This is a genomic window from Shewanella algidipiscicola, from assembly GCF_003605125.1.
Taxonomy (GTDB): Bacteria; Pseudomonadota; Gammaproteobacteria; order Enterobacterales; family Shewanellaceae; genus Shewanella; species Shewanella algidipiscicola.
In genome coordinates this window covers 265931-281096 of sequence record NZ_QPQT01000004.1, presented here as the reverse complement: position 1 = coordinate 281096, position 15166 = coordinate 265931, and the positions used below count along the sequence as shown (strand labels likewise).

The 15166-nt window shown below is 47.6% G+C and carries 15 protein-coding genes; 8 read left to right on the top strand and 7 right to left on the bottom strand.

Features of this window, described 5'->3' with window-relative positions; all coding sequences use genetic code 11:
- Positions 1–403 precede the first annotated feature (403 nt).
- Positions 404–1024, top strand: a complete 621-nt coding sequence (locus tag DVO77_RS06380) for a 5-formyltetrahydrofolate cyclo-ligase (protein WP_110457402.1) — start codon at positions 404–406, stop codon at positions 1022–1024.
- Between the two features lie 94 nt (positions 1025–1118).
- Positions 1119–1565, top strand: a complete 447-nt coding sequence (locus tag DVO77_RS06375; protein ID WP_110457401.1) for a copper resistance protein NlpE — start codon at positions 1119–1121, stop codon at positions 1563–1565.
- A gap of 175 nt (positions 1566–1740) precedes the next feature.
- Here the strand turns inward: DVO77_RS06375 and DVO77_RS06370 are convergent, their stop codons facing one another.
- Both DVO77_RS06370 and ung read right to left on the bottom strand, forming a co-directional pair.
- Positions 1741–2328, bottom strand: coding sequence for a cold-shock protein (locus DVO77_RS06370; protein WP_162599188.1), 588 nt, complete (start codon positions 2326–2328; stop codon positions 1741–1743).
- Positions 2329–2722: 394 nt separating this feature from the next.
- Positions 2723–3391, bottom strand: coding sequence for a uracil-DNA glycosylase (ung, locus tag DVO77_RS06365; RefSeq protein ID WP_119977738.1), 669 nt, complete (start codon positions 3389–3391; stop codon positions 2723–2725).
- Between the two features lie 136 nt (positions 3392–3527).
- On the opposite strand from ung, the gene DVO77_RS06360 reads away from it, so the two are divergent.
- The gene (locus DVO77_RS06360) at positions 3528–4067 is read left to right on the top strand and encodes a prepilin-type N-terminal cleavage/methylation domain-containing protein (protein WP_110457398.1); all 540 of its coding nucleotides are present in this window, start codon (positions 3528–3530) and stop codon (positions 4065–4067) included.
- A gap of 156 nt (positions 4068–4223) precedes the next feature.
- Positions 4224–4541 carry a DUF3144 domain-containing protein gene (locus DVO77_RS06355; protein ID WP_119977737.1) on the top strand — a complete coding sequence of 106 codons (318 nt, stop codon included), beginning with the start codon at positions 4224–4226 and terminating at the stop codon, positions 4539–4541.
- A 194-nt stretch (positions 4542–4735) separates the two neighbouring features.
- Here DVO77_RS06355 and DVO77_RS06350 read toward each other — a convergent pair whose 3' ends face one another.
- Entirely contained in the window at positions 4736–5350 is a 615-nt protein-coding gene (locus DVO77_RS06350; protein ID WP_119977736.1) for a LysE family translocator, read from the bottom strand.
- Positions 5351–5567: 217 nt separating this feature from the next.
- Here DVO77_RS06350 and DVO77_RS06345 point away from each other — a divergent pair, with 217 nt between their 5' ends.
- The 4 genes from DVO77_RS06345 (at position 5568) to DVO77_RS06330 (ending at position 11119) form a co-directional block, all read left to right on the top strand.
- Positions 5568–6104, top strand: a complete 537-nt coding sequence (locus tag DVO77_RS06345; protein ID WP_119977735.1) for a thioredoxin family protein — start codon at positions 5568–5570, stop codon at positions 6102–6104.
- Between the two features lie 112 nt (positions 6105–6216).
- The gene (locus tag DVO77_RS06340) at positions 6217–7668 is read left to right on the top strand and encodes a sigma-54 interaction domain-containing protein (protein WP_119977758.1); all 1452 of its coding nucleotides are present in this window, start codon (positions 6217–6219) and stop codon (positions 7666–7668) included.
- A 178-nt stretch (positions 7669–7846) separates the two neighbouring features.
- Positions 7847–9301 (top strand): cytochrome c oxidase accessory protein CcoG, encoded by a 1455-nt coding sequence (ccoG, locus tag DVO77_RS06335; RefSeq protein WP_119977734.1) that lies wholly within the window; start codon positions 7847–7849, stop codon positions 9299–9301.
- 219 nt (positions 9302–9520) lie between these two features.
- Entirely contained in the window at positions 9521–11119 is a 1599-nt protein-coding gene (locus tag DVO77_RS06330) for an AMP-binding protein (RefSeq protein WP_119977733.1), read from the top strand.
- Between the two features lie 91 nt (positions 11120–11210).
- On the opposite strand, the gene DVO77_RS06325 is transcribed toward DVO77_RS06330, so the two are convergent.
- From DVO77_RS06325 to hutX, 4 genes are all read right to left on the bottom strand, one after another.
- Positions 11211–11732: a lipocalin family protein gene (locus DVO77_RS06325; protein ID WP_119977732.1), complete on the bottom strand. Its 522-nt coding sequence runs from the start codon at positions 11730–11732 to the stop codon at positions 11211–11213.
- 78 nt (positions 11733–11810) lie between these two features.
- Positions 11811–13670, bottom strand: a complete 1860-nt coding sequence (locus DVO77_RS06320) for an ABC transporter transmembrane domain-containing protein (protein ID WP_119977757.1) — start codon at positions 13668–13670, stop codon at positions 11811–11813.
- Positions 13671–14000: 330 nt separating this feature from the next.
- Positions 14001–14555 carry a heme utilization protein HutZ gene (hutZ, locus tag DVO77_RS06315; RefSeq protein WP_110457390.1) on the bottom strand — a complete coding sequence of 185 codons (555 nt, stop codon included), beginning with the start codon at positions 14553–14555 and terminating at the stop codon, positions 14001–14003.
- 37 nt (positions 14556–14592) lie between these two features.
- Positions 14593–15159: a heme utilization cystosolic carrier protein HutX gene (gene hutX / locus DVO77_RS06310; RefSeq protein WP_119977756.1), complete on the bottom strand. Its 567-nt coding sequence runs from the start codon at positions 15157–15159 to the stop codon at positions 14593–14595.
- Between the last annotated feature and the right edge of the window lie 7 nt (positions 15160–15166).

Genomic DNA, 15166 nt, shown 5'->3' with positions numbered 1-15166 from the left:
CCAGCAAATTACCCATCTTGAAACGCTTATGGGTTCAAGGGCTACACAGGTAACAACTCCTTGGGGAGCAATTTAAATAATTAAGCCATCGCCTTAACCTGCGGTGGCTTTTTTACACCTGTTGCATCACAAACTAAGGCACTCAGCAAATTACCCACCTTGAAGCGCTTATGGGTTCAAGGGCTACACAGGTAACAACGCCTTGGGGAGCAATTTAAATAGTTAAGCCATCGCCTTAACCTGCGGTGGCTTTTTTACACCTGCAAGTTACCCACCTTGAAGCGCTTATGGTTTGAGAATACTTTATCCATTGAATCGATAGCCTGCCTGACGCTACACTGAGCGCTCAGCCTAACGGCCACACTTTACAGAGCAGCGGTTAACCAGACATTTTACAGGAAGTATGCCATTGAGACCCCTATTGTCATCCACTACACCTATGCTTATCTCACGCCAAACGCTGCGCGCTCAAGTGCGAGCAGCCCGTAAAGCCCTTTCCATTGAGCAGCAGAACCAGTTTGCCAACCAAGCGTGCCAACGAGCCATACAGTTGATCACCGAGCGCGGCGTAAAAAGGTTGGCACTGTATTTGGCAAATGATGGTGAACTCGATACCCAGCCCTTAATTGACGCCCTGTGGCAACGAGGAATTGAGGTGTATCTACCTAGATTGCATCCCTTTTCGCCAGGCAACCTTATCTTTCTCGCCTATCGAGTCGACTCCCCATTAATCAAAAACCGCCTCGGTATACTCGAACCCAAGCTGGCGATCACTCAGATGCGTCTGCCCCATCAACTGGATATGGTGATCACCCCACTAGTGGCCTTTGATGCCAATGGTAATCGTATGGGCATGGGCGGAGGGTACTATGACCGTACCCTTGCCTATTGGCCGCTCATGGGCAAACCATTACCTGTAGGTTATGCCCATGACTGCCAGCAAGTCAGCCACTTACCTTGTGAGCATTGGGACGTGCCCTTGCCTATGATTATTACCCCAACGCGCATAGTGAATGGTGCGTAACTAGCATTAAAGCAGAGAGCAAGCATCTCTTGAATTTGATAAATACCGAACAAATATAATGTATTACATCGTCATTGACCTTTAAGGAGTTTTTATGAAGCCACAGCTGATCTTATTCGGCGCGCTAACTCTCGCCGCTTGCAACCCAGAATCCCCCGCTCCGGCAGCACCTACAGCGTCAGAGATCACCAGCGAGTCTGCGGTATCCATCGGCGACAATAGCCAAAATGCCTTAGATTGGCCGGGAGAATACTCGGGCGTACTGCCTTGCGCCAGTTGTGGCGGGATAGAGACGCACTTAGTGCTCAATGCCGATCTTAGTTATCGTTTAACGCAGCGTTATCTAGGAGAGTCTGACGAGCCGATTATCGAGGAGGGTAACTTTACTTGGAACGAACGAGGCAGCGCGATTAGCCTAACTAACGATGCAACTCCTATGCAGTTTCAAGTCGGCGAGAACCAATTATTTATGCTAGATCAAGACGGCAAACGGATCACTGGAGCCTTAGCCGAGCATTACCGCCTAGCAAAAAACCAATAATAAGGTAAAGATGGCGAGCGCATACTATGATGGGCACTGAATACGGGTGCTGAAGCGACAGAATGCAATTGTCACAACGTAAGGCGCTAAGGTATTACCTTTGCGCCTTTAATCTTAAATCAAACCTTAACCTATCGAATAAAAGGATGTAATCAAACCAATCGTTCACAGCAACTTACATCTTACACCAGAGTTTTTCACAGGGCATTTCACCAACCATTTTTTCAAAACCTGGGCAGTGCTGCACAAAATATTGTGCTTCTTGGCACGAGGTCATCTGTAAACATTGCTTACGGGTATCACAACTAAAATTGGCGTTGGGCAGTATTTGCTTGCCAATGTAGTGCTCAGAACCTGCCGGAAATAATCCTGCTGGCGGTTGAGTCCCGTCGGCACTAAGCTCGTAATTGATCATCAATAGATAAAGTAAACTGGCTAACACCAGCGCACATACCACCAGTCCAACCTTAAGCTGCCAACTTATGGTATCTATGCCAATCGAGTTAATAGGATTATCGAAAGGTGAGGTGAGTTTGATGGGATGACCTAAGTCTATCTCTCCCTTGATCACCTTGATGCCGCGAAGTCTATCTTTCCACTGGCGATAAACAACGGCCTGCCCTTCTTGAGGTGTATGCTCATAAGGTAGTAAATTAGCGCCGAGTATGCGCAGTTCATCTGACCCATCGTCTGGGGCGATAAAACCCACTCTTTGTTCATTATTCCAACGAACAAGCGTTCCTCGCTTCGTCCTGATATCCATATTCACGCCCATCTAAGCCATCTTAGCTTATTAATAAAACCCTAGGGTTAAACTTATTGGCAGTGGTTAACTTGTCATTACGAGCAAATTAAGTCACTGGCCTATCGATTAATACCCAATGGTGAGTTTTAACAGGTTCATATATTAAGTGAATTAAAGTCGCTACAACATCACAGCCAATAGCGTAGCACAGGCTCCACTGTCACTCACTATTTCCAGCATCAACCATTGATTAACCGCAGTAATTTAACCCGATAATTCGCTACTTGAAATTGATTCAAACCCTCACCAAGCGTTAAACATCCTTTGCCTAACTCATGATGACAATACAGATAAATATAATGACCTATTAGCCTAACGGCAAGTAGGAATTATCTCAGATGAGGTTAACGCGTTAGACTTGCCAGTCGATAACGGGTTGCCCGTGCTGCAAAAGTAACTCATTGATTTTAGAGAAATGAGCACAACCGAAAAAACCACGATACGCCGATAACGGCGAAGGGTGCGGGCCTGTCAGCTTTTGGTGATGTCCTTGAGTGATCCACTTCGCTTTTTTAATCGCATGGGCTCCCCACAACACAAATATGATTGGTTGTGGCTGGGCATTAAGCAGTGCTAAGGCATTATCGGTAAAGGTTTCCCAGCCCGCTTTCGCATGAGAATGCGCTTTACCCTGCTCAACCGTTAATACCGTATTTAACATCAATACGCCTTGGGCAGCCCACTGGCGTAAATCACCATGATTAGGCAGGCTAAATCCGGGAATGTCCGTCGCTAGTTCTTTGTAGATATTAACTAATGAAGGTGGCGTCTTAATGCCTGGCTTTACCGAAAAGCATAAACCGTGGGCTTGCCCTGCACCATGGTAAGGGTCCTGCCCAATCAACACCACGCTCACCTTGTCCAGTGGTGTTAAGTTAAAGGCATTAAATACCTCATCATCACTAGGATAAATGGCTTTACCCGCAGCGCGCTCGGTCGCGACAAAATCTTGCAGCTGAATAAAATAGTCCAATTGTGACTGCTGCTGAATAAAGTCATCCCAGTTTGCGATATGATCCATACTCTTCTCTTTAAGTTAAAAAACGATTAAAATTAATTACTAATGTATCATTTGCCATAACGCACTATAGCTGCAAACGTTTAAAGCGCTATGAATGGCCCGCCTGCAACTTTATTTTTATTAGGACGTATCCACCATGAAATCTCAAAAGCAACAGCCTGGTTTTACCTTAATTGAGCTCGTCGTGGTGATTATCGTGTTAGGGGTACTGGCGATCACCGCCCTACCTAAATTTTTAAATGTCTCTCAAGACGCTCAAATTGCCAGCGTAAAAGCCACAGGCGGTGCATTTAAAGCGGGAATTAACCTTGCTCATGCCGTTTGGGCCACCCGTGTAGGCTCAGGCCCAGCTGAAAACCTGCCCACTTTTGGAGAGGCTGAATCGGGCCAGATGGATTTTAATGCCGCGGGATGGCCTGCTCAACACTATTTCACCGATAACGAGTCCTCTCCCTCACTCGATAATGTCGAAGATTGTATTTCCGTATGGCAAACCCTTTACCAAGGCGATGAGCCTAGCGTGTCGAGCTTCGATAGCAGTGAGAAGACAGATTACAAAGCCAATTATATTGCCATTAATCAGTGCCGTTATGAGTTTAATAACAATAAAGACTTAAGCATCTATTACGACTCTCGCAATGGCCAAGTGGTCGTCGACAGCGATCCGAACAACTAATACACCTTAACTTGGAGGAATAGTGAAGAATTGAGACAAGCGATCAATCACGGCAATTTGCCAATTTGATCTCATAAAGCCACATTCAATGATTCACTGTTGGCTAATTTAAGTTAATATCCGCCTATTACATTCACTCAATCGTGAGCCAACAGCATGTCAGAACAGCAAAAAGAAACCACTATTTTTGAATTAGCCGATCAATTTATTGCCCTTGCTAACGAGCTTAGCGGCCAAGAGCAAGATGTCGGTAAAGTCGGCACGGCGCTGCGTTTCGCGGCCGCTCGTTTTAATGCATTTGAAGCATCAATCAAATCATCTGATTTAGCAGCTGAAAAAAACAATGCGCTAGAGTGGTTTAGCAAAGAATACCGCGATATGTTAAATGACAATCTCGATGACCACATTAATACTCAGTCACCCGCCCAGAGCGAGCCTGTGAAAGATGAAGCGGTGCAAGTCTTTAAAGGCTAATCACCCGATGTAACCTTGTATGCCATCGCCTTGCTGCTCAGGTAAGCGGTGGCATAGTTAATCGGGTTAAGTTAACTCATGATTAAGTTTACGGCTTCTCCGCCATAACCCCCACAACGATATCCCCCTAGCACTTTGCCCATTTCTCACTATTTATACAATGTGCGCTTGCAAAGCAAACGGTTTCAGGGAGCTTAAATCGTAACGAGTACCCTGATAGCCAATAAAATCAGCACGACACCAGAGAGCCTATCTATGGTGCGCGCATTCGCCCGTAACTTGGGTAACACTGACCGATGCGACAGCAGTAATGCAATTAAGGTATACCAGAGCCCATCGACCACCAATGGCGTTAACACGATTAAAGATTGCCCCCAGAGGTTATCGGCCGCTAACACAAATTGACTAAACAGCGCCAAAAAAAACAGCATAATCTTAGGGTTAAACAGTGAAATAGCCAGCCCGTCACGCGCGGCGGTAAGGGTGCTAGTGGCTTTGCCTGCCGCGAGCTTGTCCGACATCCCCCCTTTAGAACGCAACGCCTGCACGCCGATATAGGCTAAATAGAGCGCGCCTAAAATGGCAATGCCATTAAACACCAGCGGCGCTTGCTTAAGTAACACCCCAAGGCCAAGCAAAGTGACCAAGGCATACACCCCAATGCCAATAGAGTGCGCCCACGCGCAGACAATCCCCTTAGTACGGCCGCCACCTAAGGTATGCCGCACCACCATAGCTAAACTTGGCCCGGGCGACATGGCGCCCAAACAACAGATGGCCAGCAAACCTAGCCAAGCACTCACACTCATCCCGCTTCCTCTATTAAAGCTCGATTATTGATTTAATATCATTTGGTTAATTCGATAGCCCTTAGTAACACTTACCAGTTTATCTGCCTTGGCATCGCAAGCTGGCAGCTTACAAACATTCAGCCATAGGTGCAAAAGATCTGTGATGTACTGATTATTTCAATTCAGGCGTTGATGTTTGCTAGACTAGCCTCATCAATCACTTTCACTGGTTATCATGCACACCATCCTCACTATCAGCGCGCTCACACTAAGCTTGCTTATTGGCTTGATTATTTTTCTTAGCGTTAAAAAAGCACGCGGCACCCAGATCCCAACAGCGGTACTGCTATTACTGCTATGTTTTACCGCGATCAACGCCGCCGTGACCTATTTTATTTACCCACGCGAAGACATTAACGCCTATAAACAATTGATATGGCAACCCTTAGTCGCAAAAGAGATACCCGCGCTGGTTAAGCAGGGCAATTCGGTATTTGTCGATGTCAGCGCCGATTGGTGCATCATCTGCAAAGGCAATAAAGACCGCGTGCTGCATCGTGAGGCAGTGGTCAAGTTACTCAAGCGCGATAATATGGTATTGATGCTGGGCGACTTAACCCGAAGCAACCCCGTGATTGAGGCTTTTTTAGCTCAGCATAATGCCTATGGTATCCCCTTTACGATACTCTTTAGCCCTCAATATCCCCAAGGCATAGCGTTATCGCGCGTACTCGATTACCACGAGGTACTGAGCCTATTACGGGCGCATTGATACGGGGCGACTAATTAATGGTAAAATAACAGTCTTGCAAGATAAAAAGTCGCGATATGTCGTGAGCTAAAGTACACTGTTGTTCAAGTTGATTTCTGCTGCGAGTATCTTTATGTGTTCATCCCCTTTAGCGCCCACTAGCGAAGCTCATGTGGACTTTCTACCCGAAAACAAATTATTGCTAAATGCCGTGGGCGAAGGGATCTACGGCTTTGATTTAGCAGGCAATGCGGTATTTATCAATCCTGCAGCCGAGCGCATGACCGGCTGGACAGCACAAGAGCTGCTGGGTAAAAATATTCACAACCACCATCATCACAGCCATGCCGATGGTAGCCATTATCCTCAAGAAGATTGCCCCATCTACAACACCATGCACGACGGTATTGCACGGGAGATCAGTCATGAACTGTTTTGGCGTAAAGATGGCAGCAGTTTTCCGGTGCATTACACCACAACCCCAGTGTATAAGCAGCAACAGCTGATCGGTGTAGTCGCGATATTTCGCGACATTAGCATGCAGAAACAAACCGAAGACTCACTGCGCCAAGCATTAGAGCAGGTGCAGGCCTTATCGGAAAAGTTGGCCAACGAAAACGATTACCTGCAAATGGAATTGGCTAGCCACACGGGCGATGTGAGTATCTCTGGTGAAAGCGAACCGATTTTACGCCTTATTCAACAAATTAAGCTGGTCGCCAATACCAATAGTACAGTGCTAATCAGCGGCGAAAATGGCACAGGTAAAGAGCTGGTCGCACGCAATATTCATAAACTCAGCGAACGCAGTGATAAGCCTCTGGTGAGCGTCAACTGCGCCGCATTTTCACCCACCTTGCTGGAAAGTGAACTGTTTGGCCATGAAAAAGGCGCGTTTACCGGGGCAACGACTCGGCGTAAGGGGCGATTCGAATTGGCTCACCAAGGCACCTTGTTTCTCGATGAGGTTGCCGAATTGTCCCTCGAGGCCCAATCTAAGCTGTTAAGAGTATTGCAAGAGCAAGAGTTTGAGCGAGTCGGCAGTAGCACGACCATTAAGGTGGATATTCGCCTAGTGACTGCGACCCACCACGACTTACTTAAACGTGTGCAGCAGGGGCTATTTCGGATGGATCTCTATTATCGCCTTAATGTGTTTCCGCTGCATGTGCCGCCATTGCGTGAGCGTTTACAGGATATCCCCACCTTAGTGAGCCATATCGTCGCCAACCTCAATAAAAAACTCGGCAAAAAAATTAAAGGGGTCAGTAATAAAGGCTTGAGCCACCTGATGACCTACAGTTGGCCGGGGAATGTAAGGGAGCTGCAAAATGTGATAGAGCGCCAGAGTATTTTGTCTCAGGGACAGGTATTACAAATTCCCGCCCTGCAAGTCGATACCGCCAATGCGGTGTCGACACACGGACAAACCTTAGAGCAAGTGGAAGCCGCCCATATTCGCCGCACCCTACAACAGTTAGGTTGGCGTATTTCCGGGGCGCAGGGTGCCGCTCAAGTGCTGGGATTACCGGCCAGTACCCTACGCTCGCGTATGAAAAAGCTCAATATTCACCGACCAAGTTAAGGTTAACGCCTGCCTCTTTTTTCGCGATATATCGACAAAGCGCGATATATCGCAACGTGAGTCAATTCAAATTAAAAAAAACAATTTACTATCAATATGTTAAATAATGTGTAAATTGGTGCTGAACTTGCAAATACCGCGATACTTTTTCCAATATGTATAGCGCGGAACCTTAATCATGACACAAAGTGTGAACTCACGGTCCACCTCAACCCCGGCCAATTCGGCCACTGCATCAAATGGCGAACCGATAGCGGTGACCTTTATCCCCAGCGAAAAGGGCAAGATCCATATCAAAGAGCAAAAAGGTGACTTTCAACGACTGCGAACCGGCCTTAACAGCCTGCTGATCTTATGTTTCTTCTTAGTGCCTTTCATTCGTTACCAAGGCCAGCAAGCTATTTTATTTGATGTAGAAAACCAGCAGTTTAATTTTTTTGGCACGACACTATGGCCACAAGATTTTACCCTAATGGCGTGGGTATTTATTATTGCCGCATTTTTACTGTTTTTTATTACCGTATTTTGGGGGCGGGTATGGTGTGGCTATTTGTGCCCGCAAACCAGTTGGAGCTTTATGTTTGTCTGGGTGGAAAAGCAGATAGAGGGCAACAGCAATAAACGTTACGCCTTAGATAAAGCCCCCTGGAGTCTCAATAAGCTCACCAAGCGGGTTAGCAAACACCTAATATGGGGCTTAATGGCACTGCTTACTGGCTGTGGATTTATCGCCTATTTCGTGCCCGCAAGCAGCTTATATCCACAAATTTTTACTCTCAATGGCAGTTTTTGGGTAACGGCCTGGGTATGGTTTTTTGCCCTGTGTACCTATATCAACGCCGGTTTTATGCGCGAATTGATGTGCTTACATTGTTGCCCCTACTCACGCTTTCAATCGGCCATGTTCGACAGTAATACCTTGACTGTGACCTATAATGCCCAACGTGGTGAGTCTCGCGGCCCCAGAAAACGCAAACAAACCACCCAACTTGGCGATTGTGTCGATTGCAATTTATGCGTCGATGTGTGCCCAACGGGAATCGATATTCGTAATGGCTTACAGTATGAATGCATTAACTGCGGTGCCTGTGTTGACGCCTGCAATCAAACCATGGATAAGTTCGGCTATGAGCGTAACTTGATAAGCTATAGCAGTGAAAATGAGCTAAAAGGCTTGCCCGTACAGCGTCTCAACTCTTGGCGGTTTATTGGTTATGGTACGGCGGTGGCGATTATGTTGAGCGTATTTGCCTTTGATCTGTACCAGCGCGACGCGATCCAACTCAATGTGATAAGAGACAGACAAAATCTGTATCGCATCGCCCCCGATAACCGTATCGAAAATAGCTATACACTCAAGATACGTAATAAAACTCAGCACTCACAACAATACTTAATTTATCTAGAAAGCAAACAAGGTCACTTTATCAATAAAGAGGTCGAGGTAGAAATTACCGTTCAACCCGGAGAACAGCTCAGTTACCCGTTGACTGTGTATCAACAACGCAGCAAAGATGCCCCAATCGATGGCGCATTACGTCAGCAGCCCATTACCTTTAAAGTGATGAATCTGGCCGATCCGCTCGACAGTGTGACTCAACAAAGCCAGTTTTTTACCCTGACTTCAGCGTAATCACTCCCCCAGACTTTATCGCGTCTGCCTGCAACAGTCGCGATAAAGGTCTGACCAGCATTACATCCCCACTTAATCGTAAAACACTATATATACATCAACTTAAAAAGTTTAAGTCTCAAAGTTCATCGGCTATTTCCGGTTGACCTTAGCGCGCTTTTAGCACAATCTAAACACCTGTTTAATTTTTAGCAAACTAATAACAATTAGAGGCTCGCTATGGCATATGATGTTGATACCCACGTCAACCTTACCCAGTACCAATCGTTAAGTGATCTGATTGAAAAATCGGCCCAGCGCTATAGCGATAACACCGCCTACGTCTGTTTAGGTAAGTCGAGTAGCTTTGCCGATATCGAACGTGACTCACGCTACTTTGCCGCCTACCTGCAACACCATACCTCGCTCAATGTTGGCGATCGTGTCGCTATTCAGCTGCCTAACATTACCCAATTTGTTATTGCTGCCTATGGGGCATTGCGTGCAGGTTTAGTGTTAGTCAATACCAATCCGCTATACACAGAGCGTGAACTCATTCATCAGTATAATGATTCGGGTGCTAAGGCCTTAGTCGTGCTGAGCGACCTACTACCTACACTGTCCAACGTCATCGCTAACACCGCCATTGAAACGGTTATCGCAACCCACGCATTAGATTTAATTGCCGAGCAGCCACAACCTGCCGCCCCCTTTGCCACCACCTCCTTTAATGATGTGTTGGCCCAAGGCAGTCAGCTTAGTTTCACCCCAGTGAAGACCACATTAAGCGACCTAGCCGCGCTGCAATACACTGGCGGCACGACTGGGCTTTCTAAAGGCGCCATGTTGAGCCACGGCAACCTTATCGCCAATGCGATGCAGGTTAAATCTCGCCTTGGCAGTAAACTCATTGCAGGCGAAGAGATATTTGTCGCACCGCTGCCTATCTATCATATCTACGCCTTTATGGTGAATCTGGTGGTCTATTTTGAGCGCGGTGGTTGCTCGGTGCTTATCCCAAACCCTAGAGATATTTCATCGTTAATCAAAACCTTGAGTGAACATTCTTTTACTGGATTTGCCGGGATCAACACCTTATTTGTCGGCCTTTGCCACCAGCCTGAGTTTAAAGCCCTCGATTTTAGCCACCTAAAAGTCACTATCTCCGGCGGCACGGCGCTCACCCAAGCCGCCGCCGCGGCTTGGCAATCCACCACGGGCTGCACCATATCAGAAGGCTATGGCCTGTCAGAAACCTCACCGGTTGTCTCACTTAACGCACCAGGATTGGAGCAACTAGGCAGCATAGGTAAGCCGGTTATCGACACCCAAGTGAAGATCCTCGACCTCAATGATAACGAGGTGCCCTTGGGTGCCACTGGGGAGCTGGCGGTAAAAGGCCCACAAGTGATGAGCGGCTATTGGCAGATGCCAGCGGAAACCGCCAAGGTGATGACAAGTGACGGCTTCTTTAAGACGGGGGATATTGCCCTTGCGATTGACTTAGGAATGCATAAAATTGTCGACCGTAAAAAAGATATGATCATCGTCTCAGGCTTTAACGTTTACCCCAATGAGGTTGAAGAGGTGCTGAGCGCCCATGAAGCCGTACTCGAATGCGCCGTGATTGGCGTAGAGGATGCGCGCAGTGGTGAGGCGGTAAAGGCAGCAATTGTGCTAAGTACCCCAAGCGATGATATCACGGCGACCCAAGCGAGTATCCTTGCCCATTGCCGCGAACAACTGACGGCTTATAAAGTGCCTAAAATCGTTGAGTTTATGAGCGCGCTGCCAAAGTCCACCGTAGGGAAAATATTGCGCCGCGAGCTGCGTAAATAACCAAGGGCTGCGATTCATAAAAAGGGGGGCTCATGGCCTCCCCAGCTTGCTTGTATGCATTTGGCAGTGAAGCACAAATATTGTCATGCCATTATTGCTGCACCCAAATAATCTCATCGACCGCAAATCCCAGCTGCTTGGCCTGCGTCACAAACTGCTGTTTTAACGCATCGCTCACCTTGGGTGTACGCGATAAAAACCATAAATAGTCGCGCTTATAGCTGGTGATAAAGGCATATTGATAATCGGTTTTATCCAGTTCATAAACCACATAAGCGCCGTAGAAGGGGCCAAAAAAGGAGACCTTAAGGTGGCCAATATCGGGGCTTTCGACAAAATAGGCTTTACCTTCGGCGTCATCCCAGCTTTGCTCCGCCACTGAAAAACCACGATTAATCACTCGAACTCCACCATCGGCTTGCATACTGTAGGTGGCAGTGACTTGCGTTAAGCCGCGCTCAAAGCTGTGATCTAATCTGGCGACCTCATACCAGGTTCCTAAATAACGTGGCAGTTCAAACTGCTCAACAGGCTTAATACCACTGGGCACACTGGTGCAAGCAGATAGAAACAGCACACTGATTAACGTACTTAATAATAGATAAAATCGCATCGACTTAGCTCCGTCATGGGTTATCACACTCATATTCCATTCTTGCTCTACTATGTGCCTAATACGCTGACTTTACGATTAAGGTTCATCTGTTAATAACTGCAAACTGGCAAATTCTCGATACAGCTCGCAGCTTTGCATCAATTGTGAATGGGTGCCACTGGCTACTAACTCCCCTTTTTGCATCACTAAGATGCGATCGGCATTAAGCACTGTGGCTAATCGATGGGCAATGATCAATGTGGTGCGCCCCTGCATTAAGGTATCTAATGCCAGCTTAACCTTATGTTCGCTAACGGCATCCAGCGCACTGGTGGCCTCATCGAGCAGCAAAATGGGCCGCTCGGCTAATATGGCACGCGCAATGGCGATGCGCTGCTTTTGTCCGCCAGAGAGTCGCACCCCGCGCTCACCTAAATAGGTGTGATATCCCATAGGGAAATCGACAATAAACTCATTGGCATGGGCGGCAATGCAGGCATCAATCACTTGCTGCTCGCTAGCATCGGGCCGGCCATAGCGCACATTTTCTAGCACGCTGGTGGCAAAGATCACCGACTCTTGCGGCACCAGCGCAAACTGCTGCCTAAGGGCTTGCGGCATCAGGTTAGCGATATCGATACCGTCTAATAGGATACTGCCGCTGTTAAGGGGATAAAAGCGCTGTAATAATTCAAATAAAGTACTCTTGCCGGCACCACTTTCGCCCACCAGCGCCACCCGTTCACCGCTGTGGATCTGCAGGCTAAGGTTACGGATAACCCATTGATTATCTTGCGGGTCATCGCACTGGGCATCGCTACCATTTTCGCTACTATTATCGGTGTTCGGATACGCAAAACAGACCTGGTTGAGTTGCAGGTCGCCGCGCACCTTAGTCGGCAGCATTTGTGGATGCTGAGGTAGCGGAATATCGATGGGGGTTTCTGCCAACTCGATAAGGCGCTCGGTGGCGCCAGCGGCGCGCTGGATCTCACCAATCACCTCACTAATGGTTGCCACCGAGCCTGCCACCATCACCGCATAAAACATAAAGGCCGACAGTTCACCGGCGGTGATAACCCCCTGCATCACATCATGGGCGCCGACCCAAGTGACCAGCGCGATGGCTAAAATACTTAAAAACATCACCAGCGAAATTAATATCGAGCGATATTTTATCCGCCCCTTGGCAGCATCCATGACCGCTTCGACACGCTCATTAAATAGCTCGCGATCTCTGTTCTCATGACAATAGGCTTGCACCGTATGGATTTCGTGAAGAGTTTCATCCACATAGGCACCAAGATCGCCGACTCTGTCTTGGCTCTTGCGTGATAAATCGCGCACCTTACGACCAAAGAAAAAGATAGGTCCTAGCACCATAGGCACGGCAAGCAGCACTAAAGCGGTCATCTTCAGGCTAGTGATCGTCATCATCACTATGCCGCCAATCACGGTAACACTGGCCCTAAGGGCCATAGAGAGGCTCGAACCCACCACAGATTGCAACAGGGTCGAGTCGGCGGTAAAACGCGAGATCACTTCACCGGTTCTGAGTTTGGCGTAAAAGCCCGGCGACAGCTTAAGCAGATGATCGTACACCTTAAGGCGAATATCGGCGCTGACTCGCTCGCCGAGCCAAGTCATTAGGTAAAAACGACAAAAAATCGCCGAGCTACTGAGCGCGGTAATGCCAATCACCAAGAGGATGATCTCGTTGAGTCGCTCGCTGTTATCTTGCAAAAACCCTTCATCCACCATCAGGCGAACGCCTTGTCCTAATGACAGCCAGGCCAAGGAGCCAATAAACAAAAATACGATAGCGGCGATGACTCGAGCGCGATAAGGTTTTAAAAAGGCACCAATCCAGGGCAATACCGCCCGGCGATGGGCCGAAGAGCGACCTGATGAGTCCACCGGGGGAATACGATTTTCTCTCGATTCATCTACAGGCATTTGACTCGCTTCCTTAGACGCTAAGCGCACATCTTGACTCAAAGTAATGTCCTTAATCTATGATGGTTAAATGTCATTCCCCCTCAACTTAACCTTGGCTCGGTTTATTGATGAACAAGAGTGGCTTAACTGCAGGCAAAAAGTTGAGATAACCATTTATATTAATTATACGTTATCCTGCCATTGCAGCGTATTACTCAGCAGAGAATAACCCAGTAATCAATACGATAAAGATAGTAGCATGAACACAACAAAACCCGCTCGAGAGCGGGCCATGCTGCGTCACTAACCGCCTTGCAAAGGCTTAGCTAATTGGCGATTGAGAAAAACCTAACCGACCACTTCCGTTAGTGCGACTCCCGCATTAGGTTGACCGTGATGGCCATCGCGTTTCCAGTCAACATCCAATAGTTCAGCTCCCGAGAGGCTAAACGCCTGACCGAACCCTTTCACGTATAGTCCTTGGTGTGGCGTTAATTTATACAGATTAAAATCGTTAAGCTCAGCCAAATTGTCAATCATCTCACCGAAACGGGCAGACAGAGCAGCGACCCCTTTGCTAAAGCTGTCGCTACCCCTCGCCACAGATTCTGCCGTGGCATCGAAGGTTAGCCGTTTACGGGCAAAGACACTTTTGGCTTCGGCTTCATCCTCAAGTAACATCACAGATAATAACTTAGAGGCTTTAAGGTTAGTACCGTGGCGCGCTAGCTCACTGACCAAAATATAAAAACCATCGTCGGCTAACGCAAATGGAGCATAACTGGCGTTGGGCACTCCGTGTTGATCTTGCGTGGCTAATTGCAATGTTGAACGCTCGGCTTTGAAGGCTTCGATTTCGGGTAATAGTTTGTCACGCAGCCTTTGTTCTTTATCGATTGTCATCGGGTATCTCTCTACTCGTTACTCACTAAATGGTTCACTACAGCTCAGCCGCCATTCGCGAACTTTTTAAGGCTGTAAAACGCTCAAGCTGTGATGCGTTCAACACTCGCTGCTTATCCCGCCCCAAGTACACTTTAAAAATCACTTCACCTTGAGCCCCAAAAAAATTGATGGAGTGACTCTCACTGCCTCTAAACGGTTTACTCACCAGAGCTATTGCACTGATATTATTTAGTTTTAAATGACCATGCAATCCCTCACCTTTAGTGATGAGGTTATAGTAACCGTGGGCATATTTGCCACGTGGGAAGTGGCCTTTAAACTCAAAAATACTGCCCGATACCGCTATGATGGTGGTCATTGGCCCCCAGTCGGGCAGTGAAGCAAGCAACGCATCTTGTTGTGATAATGCCAATAACGTCACCTGCTCTGATGGTAACGTGGAGACCACATCAAACTCGCTGACATTGAGATCGGCTGCCACCTGACTCGGCATGGCGCTAGGGTTGTTTTGTAAATAGGTGCGAATAAGCGCGGTGGTTTTGATATCCCTGTCGCTTGGTGTGCTGGTGTTGTTAGTGCTCATATCGATAATCGCTGACATGCTCTGC